Annotated in this window: 16 protein-coding genes; 9 read left to right on the plus strand and 7 right to left on the minus strand. The window is 39.8% G+C overall.

All coding sequences use genetic code 11. From position 1 onward, the window contains the following. Positions 1-71: 71 nt before the first annotated feature. Complete coding sequence (gene dpiA, locus PSF09_RS01285; protein WP_272665153.1) at positions 72-752, minus strand: two-component response regulator DpiA; 681 nt, start codon at positions 750-752, stop codon at positions 72-74. Position 753: 1 nt separating this feature from the next. Then, complete coding sequence (gene dpiB, locus PSF09_RS01290) at positions 754-2,382, minus strand: sensor histidine kinase DpiB (protein ID WP_272665154.1); 1,629 nt, start codon at positions 2,380-2,382, stop codon at positions 754-756. Positions 2,383-2,749: 367 nt separating this feature from the next. Between dpiB and citC the strand changes: the two genes are divergently transcribed. From citC to PSF09_RS01330, 8 genes are all read left to right on the plus strand, one after another. Beyond that, a complete protein-coding gene (gene citC / locus PSF09_RS01295) occupies positions 2,750-3,826 on the plus strand; it encodes a [citrate (pro-3S)-lyase] ligase (RefSeq protein WP_272683353.1) in 1,077 nt (358 codons plus the stop codon). Continuing rightward, a complete protein-coding gene (gene citD, locus PSF09_RS01300; protein ID WP_272665155.1) occupies positions 3,823-4,119 on the plus strand; it encodes a citrate lyase acyl carrier protein in 297 nt (98 codons plus the stop codon). Before citC ends, citD begins: the two co-directional genes overlap by 4 nt. Further along, positions 4,119-5,015, plus strand: a complete 897-nt coding sequence (citE, locus tag PSF09_RS01305; protein WP_004910068.1) for a citrate (pro-3S)-lyase subunit beta — start codon at positions 4,119-4,121, stop codon at positions 5,013-5,015. Before citD ends, citE begins: the two co-directional genes overlap by 1 nt. 10 nt (positions 5,016-5,025) lie before the next feature. Further along, positions 5,026-6,552, plus strand: a complete 1,527-nt coding sequence (citF, locus tag PSF09_RS01310; RefSeq protein ID WP_198641247.1) for a citrate lyase subunit alpha — start codon at positions 5,026-5,028, stop codon at positions 6,550-6,552. Between the two features lie 2 nt (positions 6,553-6,554). Beyond that, entirely contained in the window at positions 6,555-7,094 is a 540-nt protein-coding gene (gene citX / locus PSF09_RS01315; RefSeq protein WP_272665156.1) for a citrate lyase holo-[acyl-carrier protein] synthase, read from the plus strand. Continuing rightward, the gene (gene citG, locus PSF09_RS01320) at positions 7,081-7,962 is read left to right on the plus strand and encodes a triphosphoribosyl-dephospho-CoA synthase CitG (protein ID WP_272665157.1); all 882 of its coding nucleotides are present in this window, start codon (positions 7,081-7,083) and stop codon (positions 7,960-7,962) included. Before citX ends, citG begins: the two co-directional genes overlap by 14 nt. Positions 7,963-8,198: 236 nt before the next feature. Then, a complete protein-coding gene (locus tag PSF09_RS01325) occupies positions 8,199-9,632 on the plus strand; it encodes an anion permease (RefSeq protein WP_272665158.1) in 1,434 nt (477 codons plus the stop codon). Between the two features lie 457 nt (positions 9,633-10,089). Continuing rightward, the gene (locus PSF09_RS01330) at positions 10,090-11,142 is read left to right on the plus strand and encodes a 4-oxalomesaconate tautomerase (RefSeq protein WP_272665159.1); all 1,053 of its coding nucleotides are present in this window, start codon (positions 10,090-10,092) and stop codon (positions 11,140-11,142) included. 46 nt (positions 11,143-11,188) lie between these two features. On the opposite strand, the gene PSF09_RS01335 is transcribed toward PSF09_RS01330, so the two are convergent. The 4 genes from PSF09_RS01335 to PSF09_RS01350 all read right to left on the minus strand — a co-directional run bounded on the left by PSF09_RS01335 (position 11,189) and on the right by PSF09_RS01350 (position 15,746). Further along, on the minus strand, positions 11,189-12,328 hold the full coding sequence (locus PSF09_RS01335) for an AAA family ATPase (protein ID WP_272665160.1): 1,140 nt from the start codon (positions 12,326-12,328) through the stop codon (positions 11,189-11,191). Then, positions 12,325-13,035: an RNA ligase family protein gene (locus PSF09_RS01340; RefSeq protein WP_272683416.1), complete on the minus strand. Its 711-nt coding sequence runs from the start codon at positions 13,033-13,035 to the stop codon at positions 12,325-12,327. Before PSF09_RS01340 ends, PSF09_RS01335 begins: the two co-directional genes overlap by 4 nt. 227 nt (positions 13,036-13,262) lie before the next feature. Then, on the minus strand, positions 13,263-14,081 hold the full coding sequence (locus tag PSF09_RS01345; protein WP_272683354.1) for a VanW family protein: 819 nt from the start codon (positions 14,079-14,081) through the stop codon (positions 13,263-13,265). A 348-nt stretch (positions 14,082-14,429) separates the two neighbouring features. Continuing rightward, the gene (locus tag PSF09_RS01350; protein WP_272665162.1) at positions 14,430-15,746 is read right to left on the minus strand and encodes a CitMHS family transporter; all 1,317 of its coding nucleotides are present in this window, start codon (positions 15,744-15,746) and stop codon (positions 14,430-14,432) included. 541 nt (positions 15,747-16,287) lie between these two features. Here PSF09_RS01350 and PSF09_RS01355 point away from each other — a divergent pair. Beyond that, entirely contained in the window at positions 16,288-17,379 is a 1,092-nt protein-coding gene (locus PSF09_RS01355) for an NADH:flavin oxidoreductase/NADH oxidase (RefSeq protein WP_210837385.1), read from the plus strand. A 58-nt stretch (positions 17,380-17,437) separates the two neighbouring features. Here the strand turns inward: PSF09_RS01355 and PSF09_RS01360 are convergent, their stop codons facing one another. After that, the gene (locus PSF09_RS01360; RefSeq protein WP_004910043.1) at positions 17,438-17,758 is read right to left on the minus strand and encodes a hypothetical protein; all 321 of its coding nucleotides are present in this window, start codon (positions 17,756-17,758) and stop codon (positions 17,438-17,440) included. Between the last annotated feature and the right edge of the window lie 186 nt (positions 17,759-17,944).

Consider the following 17,944-nt stretch of genomic DNA (forward strand, 5'->3'; position numbering starts at 1 on the left):
AGATATAGAAGCTCTGCATTGCTTATAGCCAATGCAGAACTTCTATAAACATATACTCTTAATTCAGACACTCACAATTTGGTGCGGTAAATCCGCTGCGGTCGGCCAACTTTGCCATACTCAATTTCGGCTTCAATTTTATCCTTCGCTAAACAATACTCCAAATAACGCCTTGCAGTGGTACGACTGAGTTTGATGGTTTCAGCAATACTTTCTGCCGTATATTGCACATCAGGTTCAGTGAACAAAGCGAGTATTTTTTCAAGTGTAATGATATCAATGCCTGTTGGAAGTTCTTCCTTTGATTCACCTCGCGCATAGGTATTGAACATATCATCAATTTTACTTTGGTTGGTTTTACTATTGTCCTGTACAACAGATTTACGTTGAATATACCTATCCAATGTTTGACCTAAACGCTCATAGGCAATTGGCTTTACTAAGTAGTCAAAAACGCCTAAACGAATAGCTTCAGAAACCGTATCCATATCGCTTGCAGCCGTAGTGAATACAATATCTGCATTATTTCTTTCTTGTATTAACTCATGGACCAGATCAATCCCTTTACCATCAGGTAAATAGTTGTCTAATAAAATCAGGTCTGGTTTCATGTATTCAATCATTTTTCTCGCTTCAGCGAGATTACCTGCAAGCCACACTTTCTCACATGCAGGATAGGCTTTTATATACTCACTGTGCATTTCAGCAAGTAGCAACTCATCTTCCACAATGAGGATTTTTATCTTAATCATTTTATATCTTCACTTTCGGAATAAAAATTGAAAATACTGTACCATGCGGTTGATTTTGTTCAATAATAACCGCACCATTACAGCGTTTAACATAAGACGCAACAAGATATAACCCGATACCATGGCCATCTGTCACATCGGTTTTCGTTGTCACACCGCGCTCGAACCATTTATCTTGCATTTCTGATGGGAAACCACACCCCTGATCCGCGACTTCAATGACAATCTCCTTCCCTTCATCAGAAAGGTATAATTCCACTTGTTTATTACCCTGATTATTTTTCAAACTCGCTTCAAACGCATTATCAAGTAAATTTCCCAATATGGCACAAAATTCCGTACTATTTAACGAATCAGGTAATTCATGCAACTGACTACCGGCAGTAAATTTTAATTGTAACCCTAACTCTTTAGCTCGATGGTGCTTACCAAATAATAAACCTGCAACCTGCTTATCAAAAAACTGCCCACGGAGTGTATCAATTAATTGCTGCTGAGATTCTGATTCCCCTTTAATCAAAGCCAACGCTTGGTCGTATTCTTTCATTTGCAATAACCCACTTAATGTTGACATCCAATTAAGGTGTTCGTGCCGTAAAGTGCGTAAATTTTCAATATATTGACGAACTTGGGTCAACTGAGAGTTTAACGATTCAATATCGTTTTGACTACGAAAGCTAATAACCGCCCCCACCAGATGCTCACCATCACGAATCGCAACCCGATTTGCAATCACATTTAAACCATTAAACTCGCCAATCACATCATGCTTAGTTGTTTCAAGATCGGTAATAAAAAAATCAGCTGGCGATATATGTTCTGATACAAATGTTCCTGTTAACTGGCCCAATGGCTTACTCAGAGATAACATTTTTCTCGCATTTGAGTTGATATTGATTATTTGTCCTTGTGTATTTACCGCAATTACACCTTCAAAAACGGCTTCAAATATTCCTTTTTGTACTAACACCAGTTGAGTAATCTCTTCAGGTTCCATTCCCAACATTTGTTTTTGAATTAAACGTGAAAAACCCCAAGATAAAAACAGCAAAATAATCAATATTCCTAAAAAGGTAGCACCTGTTTGTACAAACAATTCACTGCGTGACGTATCAATTTTGTTGGACAAATAACCAATAGAAACTACGCCAATCACTTTACCTTGTTCATCAAAAATAGGGGTCTTGGCTCTAACAGCATTTCCCATCGAACCTTCACCATTAATGAAATAGCTTTCTCCTTTCTCTAAGGCACCTGGTTTGTTCCACTGCATTTCAAAACCAATTTTTTGGCTATTTGGGTGATATAACCGAATTGATTTTTCATCACCGATAACCACATAATCATAGTTGGAATCTTGGTTTAGTTTGTCAGCAATAACCTTCAGTCTCGGAATATCTCTATTCTTTACTGATTGCACCACACCATCAATAGAAGCAATCAGCTTTGCTTGGCTCATCGCTAATGATTGAATGTTTGCAATCAATCGATTTTCAGCCGTATCCGTGAAATATTTGCCCAACCCGAACGTCAAAAAAACAGAAACAATCAATAACAGAAAAAAAACTCGTACTGAAAATGAAACTGAATTTACTTTTTTCAATGAAGAGAATGCATATTCTTTTTTCATGTTATATCTCGTTACTGGCTGAAAAGTAAAAATTTTGTTAATTCAAAAATGGTAGGATAACCGATAAATCGGATTCAAGCCAAAAGTATAATACACATATTAATAATTAAACACATTAAAACCAAGCAATAAAAAACATATCCAATAATTAAAAACTTTAAAACCATTAAACAAATACAATCTCATTTAAGAAACATGAAATAGGTCAAATATATTAAATACAGTACCTTTAATATAAATATCAGAAAGGATAATTAAATAAGAATTTATATTTATTTTTATAAAAACAACCAAAAATATTTATTTAATTAACTTTAACATTAGCAACATTTTAAAAACATCTCTAAATGAGATGCAGGATACTATTATGTTCGAAAACATAACGTTTAACCAAGTAAAACGTCATGAGAACAGGAAACTTACTGAAATAACTCAGTTTTTAAAGGAAAACGATTTAGAGCTTGATTCAAGCATTGACGTTTTTATTACAATCTCACGCAATGAAAAATTAATTGCGTGCGGAGGCTTAGCAAAAAATGTTATTAAATGTGTTGCTATTAGTGATGATGCTAGAGGTGAAGGCCTTGCATTAAAATTAGCAACAGAACTGGTTAATCTTGCTTACGAAAATAATACAACTCATTTGTTTATTTATACCAAATTTCAAAATGAAAGCTTATTCCAACAATGTGGATTCCATACTATTGCCACCGTACCTAATATTATGGTGTTGATGGAAAACAGTTGCTGTTATCTAAAACGTTATATCGAAAGTTTAAAAGCACAGCGTAAGGAAGGGAAAAAAATTGGCGCAATCGTCATGAATGCCAATCCCTTCACCCTTGGCCATCGCTATTTAATAGAACAAGCCGCGAAGGCCTGTGACTGGCTACACCTATTTGTTGTCAAAGAAGATACATCGCGTTTTCCTTATAAAGTTAGATTAAATTTAATAGAAGCTGGGACTAAAGGAATAGAAAATCTCACTATTCACAAAGGCTCCGAGTATATTATTTCTCGAGCGACATTTCCTTGCTACTTTATTAAAGACAAAACGGTTGCCAATAACTGTTATACCGAAATAGACATTAAGATATTTCGTCAATATATCGCCCCTGCTTTGGGGATAACCCATCGATTCGTAGGCTCGGAACCATTTTGCCAAGTCACCAACCAATATAACCAAGACATGCGCTTTTGGTTAAAAACCGATGCTATGAATTTTCCACCTATAGAACTCGTTGAATTTCCGCGAACAATCATCAATGGAACGGCAGTTTCTGCCTCACAAGTTAGACGATTGCTCGCTAAAAAAGATCTTGCGGCGATTAAGCCGATTGTACCTGAGGCAACCTATCAATATTTACAAGAGATGGTCGCCAATCAAGTCGCATCCGCTCAAAGCCACACCGAAAGTTCTGAATTAGCCATAGGTGAAATATGAAGATAAAACACGCAGCAGTAGCTGGCACACTTGAATCAAGTGATGTCATGGTTCGTATCGAACCGCTAGAAGACACTCAAGAGGTCTCAATACAAATTACCAGTAGTGTTGAAAAGCAGTTTGGGGATGCTATCGCAAAAATCGTACAAGAAATGATTCAGCAGAATGATATTCAAGGAGCACAAATCATTGTAGATGATAAAGGTGCACTGGAATGTGTACTTAAAGCGCGTTTAGAAGCCTTATTGGCTCGCGCCTGTGATATCGACTATCTGCCTTGGGAGGATAAATAATGACTCCAGAACAAAAATCACGTACACGCAGAAGTATGTTATTTGTGCCCGGTTCCAATGCAGCCATGTTAAGCAATTCCTTTATTTATAAAGCGGATGCTTTAATGTTCGACCTTGAGGACTCTGTGACTTTACGCGAAAAAGATACGGCTCGTCGCTTGGTTTACCATGCATTGCAGCACCCGCTTTATCAAGATATTGAAACCATTGTACGGGTCAATGCGTTAGATTCCGCCTTTGGTGTTGCTGACCTTGAAGCCGTTGTTCGTGGTGGTGCGAATATTGTCCGCCTTCCTAAAACTGATACTGCGCAAGATGTTATTGATATTGAAAGTGAAATCTTACGTATAGAAAAAAGTTGTGGCCGCGAAGAAGGTAGCACGGGCTTGCTCGCCGCTATCGAATCGCCAATGGGCATCACTCAAGCAGTCAATATTGCTCATTCATCACCAAGACTTATAGGCATCGCATTAGGTGCCGAGGACTATGTCCGCAATTTGCGCACCGAGCGGTCTCCAGACGGCGTAGAACTCCTCTATGCTCGGTGCGCCATTTTACAAGCCGCTCGTTCAGCCGGTATTCAAGCGTTTGATACCGTATATTCTGATGCAAATAATGAAGAAGGTTTCTTACGCGAAGCCGCTCACATTAAACAGCTCGGCTTTGATGGCAAATCACTAATTAACCCAAGACAAATTGAGTTACTTCATAATTTATATGCACCAACTCAAAAAGAAGTCGACCATGCACAGCGTGTTGTTGAAGCCGCTGATGCCGCAGCCCTTGAAGGTAAAGGTGTGGTTTCATTGAACGGAAAAATGGTCGATGGCCCAGTTATTGACAGAGCTCGCCTCGTGTTATCACGAGCAGCATTATCAGGAATTCGGGAAGAGTGAGGCAATAAAAATGACAAATAATACTCAGCGCCAGGCTCGCGTATCAGCCTACTTACAACCAAATACTGACGATGTACTACGTGAATTTAAAGATATCGGCAAAGTACAACAACAGGTACAAAAGCCGAGAAATCGCAAATTATGTGATGACTTACAAGTCGCGATCCGCCGTTCTGGCCTTAAAGACGGTATGACTATTTCTTTCCATCACGCCTTCCGCGGTGGAGATCTTACGGTCAATATGGTGATGCAAGTCATTGCTGAAATGGGTTTTCGCAACTTAACACTTGCATCTAGTTCATTAAGTGCTTGCCATTCACCACTTGTTGAACATATTCGTCATGGCGTTATCCGTAAAATTTATACCTCTGGTATCCGAGGCCCACTCGCTGAAGCTATTTCACGCGGTGAATTAGAAGAACCTGTACAAATTCATTCGCATGGTGGAAGAGCTAATTTAATTCATAGTGGTGAGCTAGTTATTGATGTGGCGTTCATTGGAGTTCCTTCTTGTGATGAATACGGCAATGCCAATGGCTACACCGGAAGCGCAAGTTGTGGTTCTTTAGGTTACGCCAAAATTGATGCTGAAACCGCGAAAAAAGTGGTGATGCTCACTGAAGAGATATTAGATTACCCCCATAACCCATCCAGTATTAAGCAAGATGAAGTCGATTACATCGTCAAAGTTAAACGCGTGGGTGATGCCGATAAAATTGGGGCTGATGCGACACGTATGACATCGAACCCTCGTGAACTGCTGATTGCTCGTACTGCGGCTGATGTTATTGAAAAATCAGGTTACTTCAAAGATGGTTTTTCATTACAAACGGGTACGGGCGGTGCTTCTCTTGCCGTCACTCGCTTTCTTGAAGACAAAATGAGACGCCATAATATTCAGGCAGGCTTCGCACTTGGCGGCATTACCTCAACTATCGTTGACCTGCATGAAAAAGGGTTAATTCGTAAATTATTGGATGTCCAAAGTTTTGATAAAGCGGCAGCTGAATCACTCGCTCGCAATCCGAATCATATTGAAATCAGTGCTAACCAATATGCGTGTTTTGATTCAAAAGGTGCTTCCGTTGATATGCTTGATGTCGTTGTGCTCAGCGCATTAGAAATCGATACTCGCTTTAATGTCAATGTGTTAACGGGTTCTGATGGCATTATTCGTGGTGCATCTGGTGGCCATAGTGACACAGCCGTTGCATCAAAATTATCTATCATTGTTGCACCACTGGTACGTGGCCGTATTCCAACACTCGTGGATGAAGTTCTCACGTGTGTTACACCTGGTTCCAGTGTCGATATTCTTGTCACTGACCATGGTATTACCGTTAACCCTGCTCGTCCTGAATTAAAACAGCAACTTGAAAGCCAAGGTATTAAAACCGTTTCAATGAGCTGGTTACGAGAACGAGCACAATTATTAACTGGTACTCCTAATCCAATTGAATTTACAGATAAAGCTGTTGCGGTTGTTCGTTATCGTGATGGCTCAGTCATTGATGTTGTTCATCAAGTGAAGGAGTAAATATGTTTTACCCACTGCCTGATACTCAAGAGCAATTTGAAATTTCTTTACCTGAACTGTTGGATAGCCGAGATGCCCGTCAGGCTCGCCAACAAGCGTGGATTGGTCTCCATCAGGTAACCTTGATTTCATTTACTGTCGTTTTTCCTGGAGCTGTCAAAGACAACTCTCTTGTTAGACATGTGTTTAATCAGGGCCTAAATGCGCTTAAACAGATTGCTTCATGCGGGCAGTGGGTGTTTTTATCACAACAATCTTGGGCATTAAAAACGGGGCCGGAATGCTTGGCTGCCGTTGACGGAGATGCTATCGAGATTAAAAAAGCGTTAATTCGCATGGAAGAATCGTCTGCTGTTGGTCGATTATGGGATTTTGATGTGTTTGATGCGAATGGACAACAATATTCACGCTCACAATTAAATCTGCCACCAAGACAATGCTTAATTTGTGAAAATGAAGCGAAAATTTGTGCTCGTCAGCGGACACATTCATTGGTTGAGATACTTAATCGTATCGAGGAGTTAGCGCATGCAACCTATTAAACAACTCAGCCATATAAATGATAAATTAACCCACTATTACAGCCAATTAGCATGGAAAGCGATGTTAGCTGAGGTGAATTTAACCCCTAAACCTGGGTTAGTGGATAAACACAACACCGGTGCCCATAAAGATATGGCACTGACTGACTTTCATTTAAGTGCCAATGCCATCGCGACACATTTTCCTCAATTTTTGCAAGCAGGCGCTCAATACAAAAATTGTCCTATAGAGCAACTATTACCCCATATTCGCCCTATCGGAATGGATTGTGAAAAGTCGATGTTCCGTGCAACAAAAGGGGTTAATACCCATAAAGGCAGTATTTTTTCCTTGGGTTTAATCTTAACCGCAATAGGCCGTTTGATTGCACAGCAACAATGTGTCTCACCTGAAAATGTCAGCTTATTGGTTGCTAGTATGTGTAAGGGAATTACCAATGAACTTAAACAAAAAACTGAAAACCCCACTGCAGGCCATCGCTTATATCAGAGACATGGGCTAACAGGTGCAAGAGGTGAAGCTGAAGGCGGTTATTCGTTAGTAATCAAACATTCACTTCCTTATTATTTGCAGCAACTTGCTAAAGGCAAACTCGCCGATCTCGCTCTACTTGATACCTTAATTTTACTCATGAGCCTGAATGATGATACGAATATTGTCAATCGTGGTGGTATCAAGAGCTTAACGTGGATAAAGCAGCGTGCAGAACAGCTATTAACTGCAGGTATAAATACCCATGATGACTTAGTTAAAGTTAAACATTTCGATAATGAATGTATTCAACTAAATGTGAGCCCAGGGGGAAGTGCGGATTTATTAATTCTAACTTGGTTTTTTGCTCGATTACCCAACCAATCCTTTATTTAACATTAATAGAACAGGAATAATTTAAAAATAAAACAATTTAACTAAATAAAAACCAATTAATTATTTAACTAAATTATATACCTTAGAGTGAATTATTAATGAAAATTAAAATCATTATATTTCATTCAAGATACAGCCATATTAAAAATTATCATTTTAACAAATTCCTAATATTAAAGTTCATTCAATTTAATATTAAATAAATTTAATATTGATTTAATCAAGGAAATTGGCTTATGCAAAAAGAAAAAATATGGAAGCTATTCGTGTTAATAGCCATTCCAATTATTATTGCTTTAATACCTACACCAGCGGGGCTACCACATATTGCGTGGTTGTTATTCGGTCTTTATCTTGCCGCTATTGTTGGTTTGGTACTTAAACCATATTCAGAGCCTGTTATTTTATTAGCCACTATTGCTGCAAGTGCGGTAATTATTGGAGTAACGGGTACTAAAGATGTCAAAGCAAGTGAAGTTTTAAGCGGATATGCATCCGGTACGACATGGCTTGTATTTGCTGCATTTACTCTGAGTGCCGCCTTTGTTATTACTGGTTTAGGTAAACGTCTTTCTTATATCTTGATTGGTAAGTTAGGTGGTACAACATTAGGGCTCGGTTATGTGACCGCAATCCTTGATTTAATTATCGCGCCAGCGACGCCTTCTAATACCGCACGTGCAGGAGGGATTGTTTTCCCAATCATCAATAGTGTCGCCGTTGCTTTAGGGTCTGATCCAGAAAAAAGTCCACGTAAAGCAGGCCACTATCTCCTCGTCAACGTTTATATGGTGACTAAAACCACCAGCTATATGTTCTTGACCGCAATGGCACCAAACGCACTCGCCCTTGCCATGATGAGTGACATTATGGGCATCCATTTAAGTTGGGGTGGATGGGCACTTGCAGCCTCTGTACCAGGTTTAATCATGCTGATTTTGACGCCGTTAATGATCTACAAATTGTATCCGCCTGAGTTGAAAAAGGTGAATAACAAAGAGATCGCGGCCAAAGGCCTGGAAGATTTAGGCCCAATGACTATGCGTGAAAAATTGCTGGGTATTGTCTTTATTATCGCGCTGTGTGGCTGGATTTTCTCTGACCTTATCGGCGTCAGCGCTTCTAGCGTCGCGATTGCGGTCATGGCATTAACCCTGATCCTCGGTGTTGTAACTTGGGATGACGTACTGAAGAATAAAGGCGGCTGGAATACCCTGATTTGGTACGGTGGTATCATCAGTATGTCTGGTGTTCTCACAAAAGCAGGCTTCTTCAAGTGGCTCGCGGATACCATGAGCCAATATCTCTCCTTCGGTGACCAAGCGATGCTAGCTTTCTTTGTCATCATGTTCATCAGTGTTGCCATTCGCTACTTATTTGCATCTGGTGGTGCATACGTTGCAGCCATGGTTCCGGTATTTGCCACTGTCGGTATGGTTGCAGGGGCTCCTCCGATGCTACTCGCTCTAGGTTTGCTGTTCTCGAATGCTTACGGCGGAAGCGTGACTCACTATGGCGGCGCCGCAGCACCTATCGTATTCGGTGCAGGTTATAACGATATCCGTTCTTGGTGGATCATCGGCGGGTTAGTGGCCTTCATTAGCTTATTCGTTCACATGACTATCGGCTTAGGTTGGTGGGAAATTTTAATCAGTACTGGATTAATTTAAACACTATTCAGGGCACAACTTAGTTTGTGCCCTCTTTATTTATGGCTTCGTTGATTTCCTCAGGCTACCTACCTATTTGCAATCTGACCTCTGAATAATTTTGTTAAGAGAAAATTGCTGATACACATCCCAAGGAGCATATACAAGTATGTGGCTTAGGTACCTGAAAGAAGCCAACACCGCCACAGCGTAATACTTAACGGGTTTACCCTAAATAGTTCACGTTGTGGCAAGGCGGCAAGTGAAGGCATCCCAAGGAGCATACAAAAGTATGTGACTTGGGTAACTGAAAGAAGCCAACACCGCCACAGCGTAATACTTAACGGGTTTACCCTAAATAGTTCACGTTGTGGCAAGGCGGCAAGTGAAGGCATCCCAAGGAGCATACAAAAGTATGTGACTTGGGTGACTGAGCGTAGCCAACACAGGCACAGCGTGAAATATAACGGGTAAACAGATGAAAAAAATTCCTTGTACCTTAATGCGTGGCGGCACCTCGAAAGGCGTATTCCTTTTAGCGGACTCCCTTCCTAAAGACATACAACAACGGGATGAGCTGATTCTAGCGATTATGGGTTCTGGCCATGCTTTGCAAATTGATGGCATTGGTGGTGGCAGCCCACAAACCAGTAAAGTCGCAATTATTAGCCCTTCAACCCACCGTGATGCTGATGTTGATTATTTATTCGCTCAGGTTTCTATTACTGAGCGCATTGTTGATACCGCACCAAATTGTGGCAATATTCTTTGTGCCGTGGGGTCTTTTGCTATCGAAAAAGGCTTGGTCCCTATCACAGGTGAAACAACGACTGTGAGGATCCGTAATGTCAATACAAACACCTTCGTCAACTCTACTATACAAACGCCTGATGGCCATGTCGATTATGATGGTGACACTGAAATTGCGAGTGTACCCGGTCATGCCGCTCCTGTTGCACTGACATTTTTAAATGCTTGTGGAACTAAAACAGGAAAATTGCTCCCGACTGGCCACGCTATTGACACCATTGAAGGTATTGATGTTAGTTGTATTGATATGGCGATGCCTGTGGTGTTGATTGATGCGCCTCAGCTTAATAAAACCGGTTATGAAACCGCAGAACAGCTCGAAACTGATGCCGAATTTATGCAAAAGCTCGAAGCTATTCGTATACAAGCAGGCGCTGTGATGGGGCTTGGTGATGTGAGCAAAAAAGTTATCCCTAAGCCTATATTGATTTCACCTGCTATTCACGGTGGAACAATTAATGTCCGTTATTTTATGCCACATAAATGCCATGGCGCACTTGCCGTGACTGGTGCTATCGCCATTGCGACAAGTACTATTGTTCCTAATAGTATTACTCAGCAATATATTCACTCTGTTGATATGAATAACATTTCCATTGAACATTTAAGTGGAAAATTTGACGTGTCGTTAAACCAACAAGGCAATTCACCGGAAGGGATTCAGGCGTCAATTATTCGTACAGCAAGAAAACTCTTCGAGGGCGATGTGTACGTTCCTTAAAACTAATATCACGTCCTGCCTCTAACTAAGAGGCAGGCGATTAATTTTATTTTTCTGCAAGTAACGATTCAAAATTACCATCAATATAATAGGATACTTGATGGGCTTCATCTGGAGTTGGCAATTCTAACTTCCCTGCCATTTTTTCCATAACCTGCTCTGGAACCGCATATTTACGCTGTTGATTTTGTTGTCGCCACTGTTTAAATGGCACTTCCAAATAAACTAAATGAACTTTTGCTTGGTAGCGTTCAAATAAGCTGATCATTGTTCCTCGCAAAGAGGCACTTAATGACGTCGCATTCCAAATAAAGTGTGTTTTAGTGCGTAATAAGCGTTTAGCTTGCTCTTTGGCTTGCTGAGCCACCCAACCTTGGGCATTTTTGTCTGCTGGGTTGATTTTATGTTCTCGGCGAATATCATCTAAACATACCACCGCAGTTTGTGGGTAAAACTGTTTGATAAAATGGTCTTTTCCCATCCCCGGCAAACCACATAGCATAACCACTTCGCTACCAGTTTCTTCGAAAGGTTGATAATCCGTAGTACCCTTTTGATGATGAAAATAATGGAAACGCCCAGCCTGCGAAGCAAATGATTTAGGTTGATCCCAACAACCCTGCTCACGGCAGAACAACTCAAATAGCTCGATTCTGGCCAACAATTCCGCTTTATCTTCACACGTACGCCCTATCGCATCGACTTTCGCAAGCATGCACAATAAAGACATTTCAACACGCAACGAAGCAGCAAATAACGTGCGTTCAGGATCTGGCTTTTCCATTAACCAAAGCGGTAAACCATGAAATCGAACTAAAGCTGCAATTTGTTCACGAATAGCAAAAGGAGTTTCTATTTGCCGAAATAATATATTGCGTACAGATAACTCACCTTTTTTGGCATGTCCAGGCGAATGAATTCGCCCTTCTTCATCTTCTTTTGTTGTACTGCGTTTTTCGACGTCATGTAGCAACGCTGCCGCCCAAACGATTTGTTGTTTAAGTTCTGGAAGCTGTTGATATTCAGGTAAACCCTCCAAAGCCACTAACACCATTTGAGTGTGAATAGCCACATTGCCTTCCGCATGGTGCAAACGGTCTTGCGGCACATATTGCATATCACGCACAAAATCGAACTGTTTTTCAAGCTGTGCCCAATCACGGTATTGGGTTAATTGCCAACTCATGGCTGTTCTCCTTGCAATTCAAAGGCCAGCTTGGCTCGCTGCCAATGCCGCTTCCAGTGGATATCAGTTTTGACATGGTTTTTACGCACATATTTAAAAACATGTGCCATAAAATCATCCACATGAAACCCTTGACTATCACGGCTCACAATCCCTTCCATGCTACAGGCTTTCCCTGTGTGGGTATCACGCGCAATAAATTGGCTATCTAATGATGCCGCAGTAATTAATGAACTTGCATATTCTTGCTTGTCCATATGTTTACTGAGTGATAAATCTAATTGGGGGACAGTTGGAAAATCAAATAAAGCCGCATAAAATTGCACCTCTTCCCAACTAAGCCAATACTCCCCTTGCCTAACAGCAAACACATAGAAATAATCTTCAATATGTTGATATTCAATGGAATGTATTGCGTAAAGGTTTTCACCGAATAGTTCAATATCCCCTAAATCATCTTTAATCAACTGCCAACGTTGGCGAATTTGCTGGCTCCATGCCGATTGAGTTGGAGCCCCATGAGAGCGCGCAAAAACCCCATAACGGTTTAAGCAATTATTTTCACCATCCAATTTTTCTGTGTGAACCAGTTTGTCTATATTTTGGATGTGCGACCACCAATCGCTATTAATGCGATCATCACTAGTCGTACCAGGGGAGAACGGATAGTGATACGTTCTACCATACTTTCTTGATTGCATATTCATCATGCTTTCTCTAAAGAAATAGAAATAACCACAAATCTTTTTGCTAGATTTGCGTCTTTAATGGTTGAGAAATCAAGTGTAGGTATTACATATTTATTCCGAGTAACGGCCTCATTTTTACTTAGCTAAGGGTCAAAATTAGCGAAATTGAAGGAAAACAGTTGAATTTTAGTCTAATTGTCAAGAAAAAGGCTATCAATTTATTCCTAATCTCATTGCTAGCGATATTATTCAACCGCTATCTGGCTTTCATCTAAGGAATATTTCACTATCACTTTATTACGATACAAACAATTATCCTGCAAAGTACTAGGTTCTTGTCCTTTAGTTGTCACTTTTTGCCAAATTTCGTTATGGCGGTATATAACTCCATTTTCTCGGGTAAATTTATGGTTTTTCTCATAAATATGGTATTTATGCTCACGGGATGTGCAACTCAATAACTCCCCTTCAAGTTGATGTTCAGCGATATTAAATACCAATTGAAAAGCACTTTGTGTCGGATTATAGAAAACCAAATCGATATAATTATAAAAAATTGCCGCCCCTGAACCAAAGGGTAATACACGCCCTTCATCTGGAAATGGGTCAAAACTATGATTAGCACGCTCAACCACTTGCAATGGAGAATGCAATACCATCCAATGAATTAAATTACTTAGTTGGCAAATTCCCCCGCCGATCCCTGAACGAGCTTCACCAAACGAAAGTTCCATACCTTCAAGAAAACCTCTGCGCGAAGTCGGTTTTCCTACGAGCCGACAAAATGAAAAATATTCGCCCGGGTAGATAATAACTCCATTCATCGCTTCAGCAGCAATACGTAAATTCGTTACTTTGTTGTATTGCAAGCGTAGGTCTGATTCACCTAATTTACGGATCAGCTTAGATGTATGCTTGTTGTAGCGATATTCAAGGCGTTCACTGGATTTTGACTTCGCATAATGCTTGGCAGAACATACCCAATGCAATCTTCGAGCTAAGCGCTTTTGAGTTACCCGCAGCCAATAGAGAATAGGATGATAGGAAGAAAGTGGCCTACGCATAACAAACCTTATTGATATAATTAACCAATAAATCATGTCATAGCCATTTGTTTTTCGACATAGTAACTATCTGATAGTTAACATGCGATAGTTGAATAACTGAAAAATAATCAAACCCTAGTTACCTATCACTAGAATTTACTTTTGAAGCCAACAACGCGGTGACGGGCAAGATGAAGATGGTTTGATATAAGGATTTAAGAAGAGATAATTTGCTCTAAGAATTTCATGTCACAGCTAGGCGGCAAAAAAGTAAATCCCTAGGAGCATAGACAAGTATGCACCTAGGGTTTACTTTTGAAGCTAACAACACTGTGGCGTTAAAGCCGACGAGCAAAGATGTGCAGATCAATAAAGGCCGATTAACGCCCCTACCGCTAATAAAAAGAAACTAAACAACCAAATCCAACCGAACGAATAACGTAAGTGACGGCCCATATCAATTCCAGCCAAGCCCATTGCTAGCCATGCAGCTGGAGAAAACGGGCTCACGAAGGTTCCTGCGTTGTTGCCTATCGCCATGGCGTAAACAACGGAAGATGGGTCAACACCAACGGTGGCTGCAATTTGTTGAATTATAGGTAATAAAGCAAAATAATAAGCATCTGTGCTAGTAAAAATATCCATCGGCACACCTAAAATACCGACAAAAATATGGACTTTAGAAACCCATTCTGTTGGTAAAATAGCCGTTAAGTCTGTTGCAATTGATTCAAGCATGCCACCTTCAGATAAAATACCTAAGAATGCTCCCGCGGCTAATATTATGGCCACCATTCCCAACGCTTGCGGTGCATGGGCTGCCAAAATTTTCATTTGGTCTCTAGGGTTAGGGAAGTTAACCATTAAAGCAATGGAAAGTGCGATCATAAAAACATAAGGGGCAGATAATAAACCAAATGCTAAACAGATAACGGATGCGATGATTAGCCCACCATTGATAAGTGGCTTTTTGGGTTTCTGAACCGTTTCGCTTATATCTGCAGAGTCGTCACTGACAGGTAGTAAAGAATCCATTTCATATGGCGTAGTGCCTTTCAAACTTGCCGCTGCAATACGTCTTTTCTCACGTAATCCCATCAGAATAGCAAATACCACTGCGCCAGCCATGCCAATTAATTGTACTGGGATCAAATGTTGCCATAGGGTCGAGGCATCAATTCCAGTGACAGCTGAGGCTCGGCCTAATGGCCCACCCCAAGGTACCATATTCATGACCCCCATACTGGCACACATCAACAGCAACATTAAATAAGGACTCATCCCTAGTTGACGGTATAAAGGTAATAAGGCAGGAATAATAATTAAGAATGTCGCAGCACCTGACCCATCTAAATGGACAACCCCCGCAATTAACGTTGTCATAATACAAACAACAATAATATTTCCACGTGTCATTTTAACCATAAAACGAATCAACGGATCAAAAATGTGCAGGTCTTTCATTAAGCTAAAGAATAAAATCGCAAATAAAAACATCGCTGCGACTTTTGACACTTTATTAATACCACTTTCAAAGAATACTGAAATTTCGGCAACAGAGTAACCAGCAAATAAAGCACCAATAAAGGGGATACAAGACATTGCGATAATTGGGCTAACTTTCCCCATCATCAATAATGTTACTATCGATAAAATTATTAAAATACCAATAATTGTCAGCACATCTACTTCCTTCTTAGAATTATATTTTTCAGGTAAACACAACATTTAGCTTGGTTTGCATTAACTTAACAAGCTTGTTTCTTATATAAACCATTGAATATAACCGCAAGAAATATTTTATATTTTTGCTTCACAAACAATGCATTAATTCTTATTTAAATTATCATTTAAAATAAAAAAATAGCTTTATTCTCTATTAGAACCATTAAAACCATAAGCAGATATTAACACCATTCTAAGTTGGTGGTAATTAATTTTATTTATAAGTTACAGAATTATAACAATCAAAAAATAATAGTTATTATTATATTTTATTTTTTACCTCGTTTTTTTATATTCTCCCCCTCTTTTTGCATTATGTTGCTAGAGAAATATACTTTTTATTGTTTTGATCAAATATGTAAAATTTCACTTGATTTTCTATCAACGATCCGCTTAAAAACAAAATTTACCCCGTAATACCACACCATCTCACAAAAAAAATTTGGCTAACGGAGTATAATATTAAAATAATTTAAGCTTGCTAATAAGGAATGTTCCAATGAGCCGCCTTTTTTCACCTGCATCAATAGGCCAAGTTTCTCTGAAAAATCGAATAATTGTTCCTCCTATGTGCCAATACTCTGCAGAAAATGGCATGCCAACAGCATGGCATAAAGCCCACTATATGAACCTTGCATTATCTGGTGCCTCTTTAGTTATTGTAGAAGCTAGCGCTATTGTTCCTGAAGGGCGTATTACCTACAAAGATCTTGGTTTATGGAATGATGAACAAATGGCTGAAATGCAACAAATGCTCAGCGATATCAGGCAGTTTTCAGATGCTCGAATAGGGGTGCAAATCGCTCACGCAGGCAGGAAAGCATCAACTGATTTACCTTGGTTGGGAGGGAAAAGTATCCAACCCACACAACCTAATGGTTGGCAAACTGTTGCACCATCCGCGCTTGCTTTTGGTGATAATACGGTACCACATGCATTAACTGTTGAAGAAATTTTACAGCTAAAGCAGCAATTTATTGATGCAGCAATTCGTGCTGAAAAAGCAGGTTTTGACGTTATTGAGATCCATGCTGCTCATGGATATTTACTGCATGAGTTCTTATCACCAGTATCCAACTTACGACAAGATGAATATGGTGGATGCTTTAAGGGGCGTACTCGATTACTTATTAACATTTTCCATGAAATGAGAGAAACAATTAACCCTAATATTGCAATTGGCGTGCGGATCTCTGCAACAGATTGGCTTGAATCTGGTTGGAATACACCTGAATCTATTGAACTTACTGAATTACTAGAGGATTTGGGTTGCGATTACATTCACGTTTCGTCAGGTGGGTTATCACCAGCGCAGCAAATACCATTGAGCCCAAATTACCAAGTCCCTTTAGCCCAAGCTATTCATGAAAATACCATGATGCCAGTTATTGCTGTAGGTCTCATCACTGAACCTTTACAAGCTGAAGCCATTATTGCAACCCATCAAGCAGATTTGGTGGCTATTGGCAGAGGGATCCTATTTGAGCCACGTTGGCCTTGGCGAGCAGCGAGCGAATTGAATGAACAGATAGATGTTGCGCCACAATACTTGCGCAGTGCTCCACATCAATTTAAACATTTATTTAAATAAAAATAATAAACTCGCAGCTATTGTTGATTGATAATAAATAGCTGCGAGTAATAAACAATTAACGCGCGTTAGTCGAACACTGTTGAACAAATTCAATCATGGTTTTTTGGAATTCAGGTTCTGCAGTACCTGATTTTTCTAATTCCGCATCCATACGTTTAAACTCAGCTAAACCATACTTTTCAATTGTTTTATCGTAGGCACAACCACAAATTGCACTGACCGCATTTGCCGTTTCACCTTGCGGGTTTCCTGATGCAACAACACAGGTATTCACAAAATTCTCTTTGTACTCCGCAATTTCTGATTTTTCATCAGAACATGCAGACAACACAACCATCGCTCCCGCCATACCTAATATTAATGCTAATTTTTTCATTTTATGCCCATTTCCTATTCAGCTTTAACTAAGGTGATAATAATAAACCGCTATTATTCCTAGTTCACGCTATTTTGGATATATCGTTTATATTTTCAATACCATTAATCTTAATACACAAAATAAGACGTTCTTATTAAGATTAATATCCCTATCACTGACTATTCATAACAATCATAGCTGTTT

Source organism: Providencia sp. PROV141 (assembly GCF_028481645.1).
In the GTDB taxonomy this organism is placed as follows: Bacteria; Pseudomonadota; Gammaproteobacteria; order Enterobacterales; family Enterobacteriaceae; genus Providencia; species Providencia rettgeri.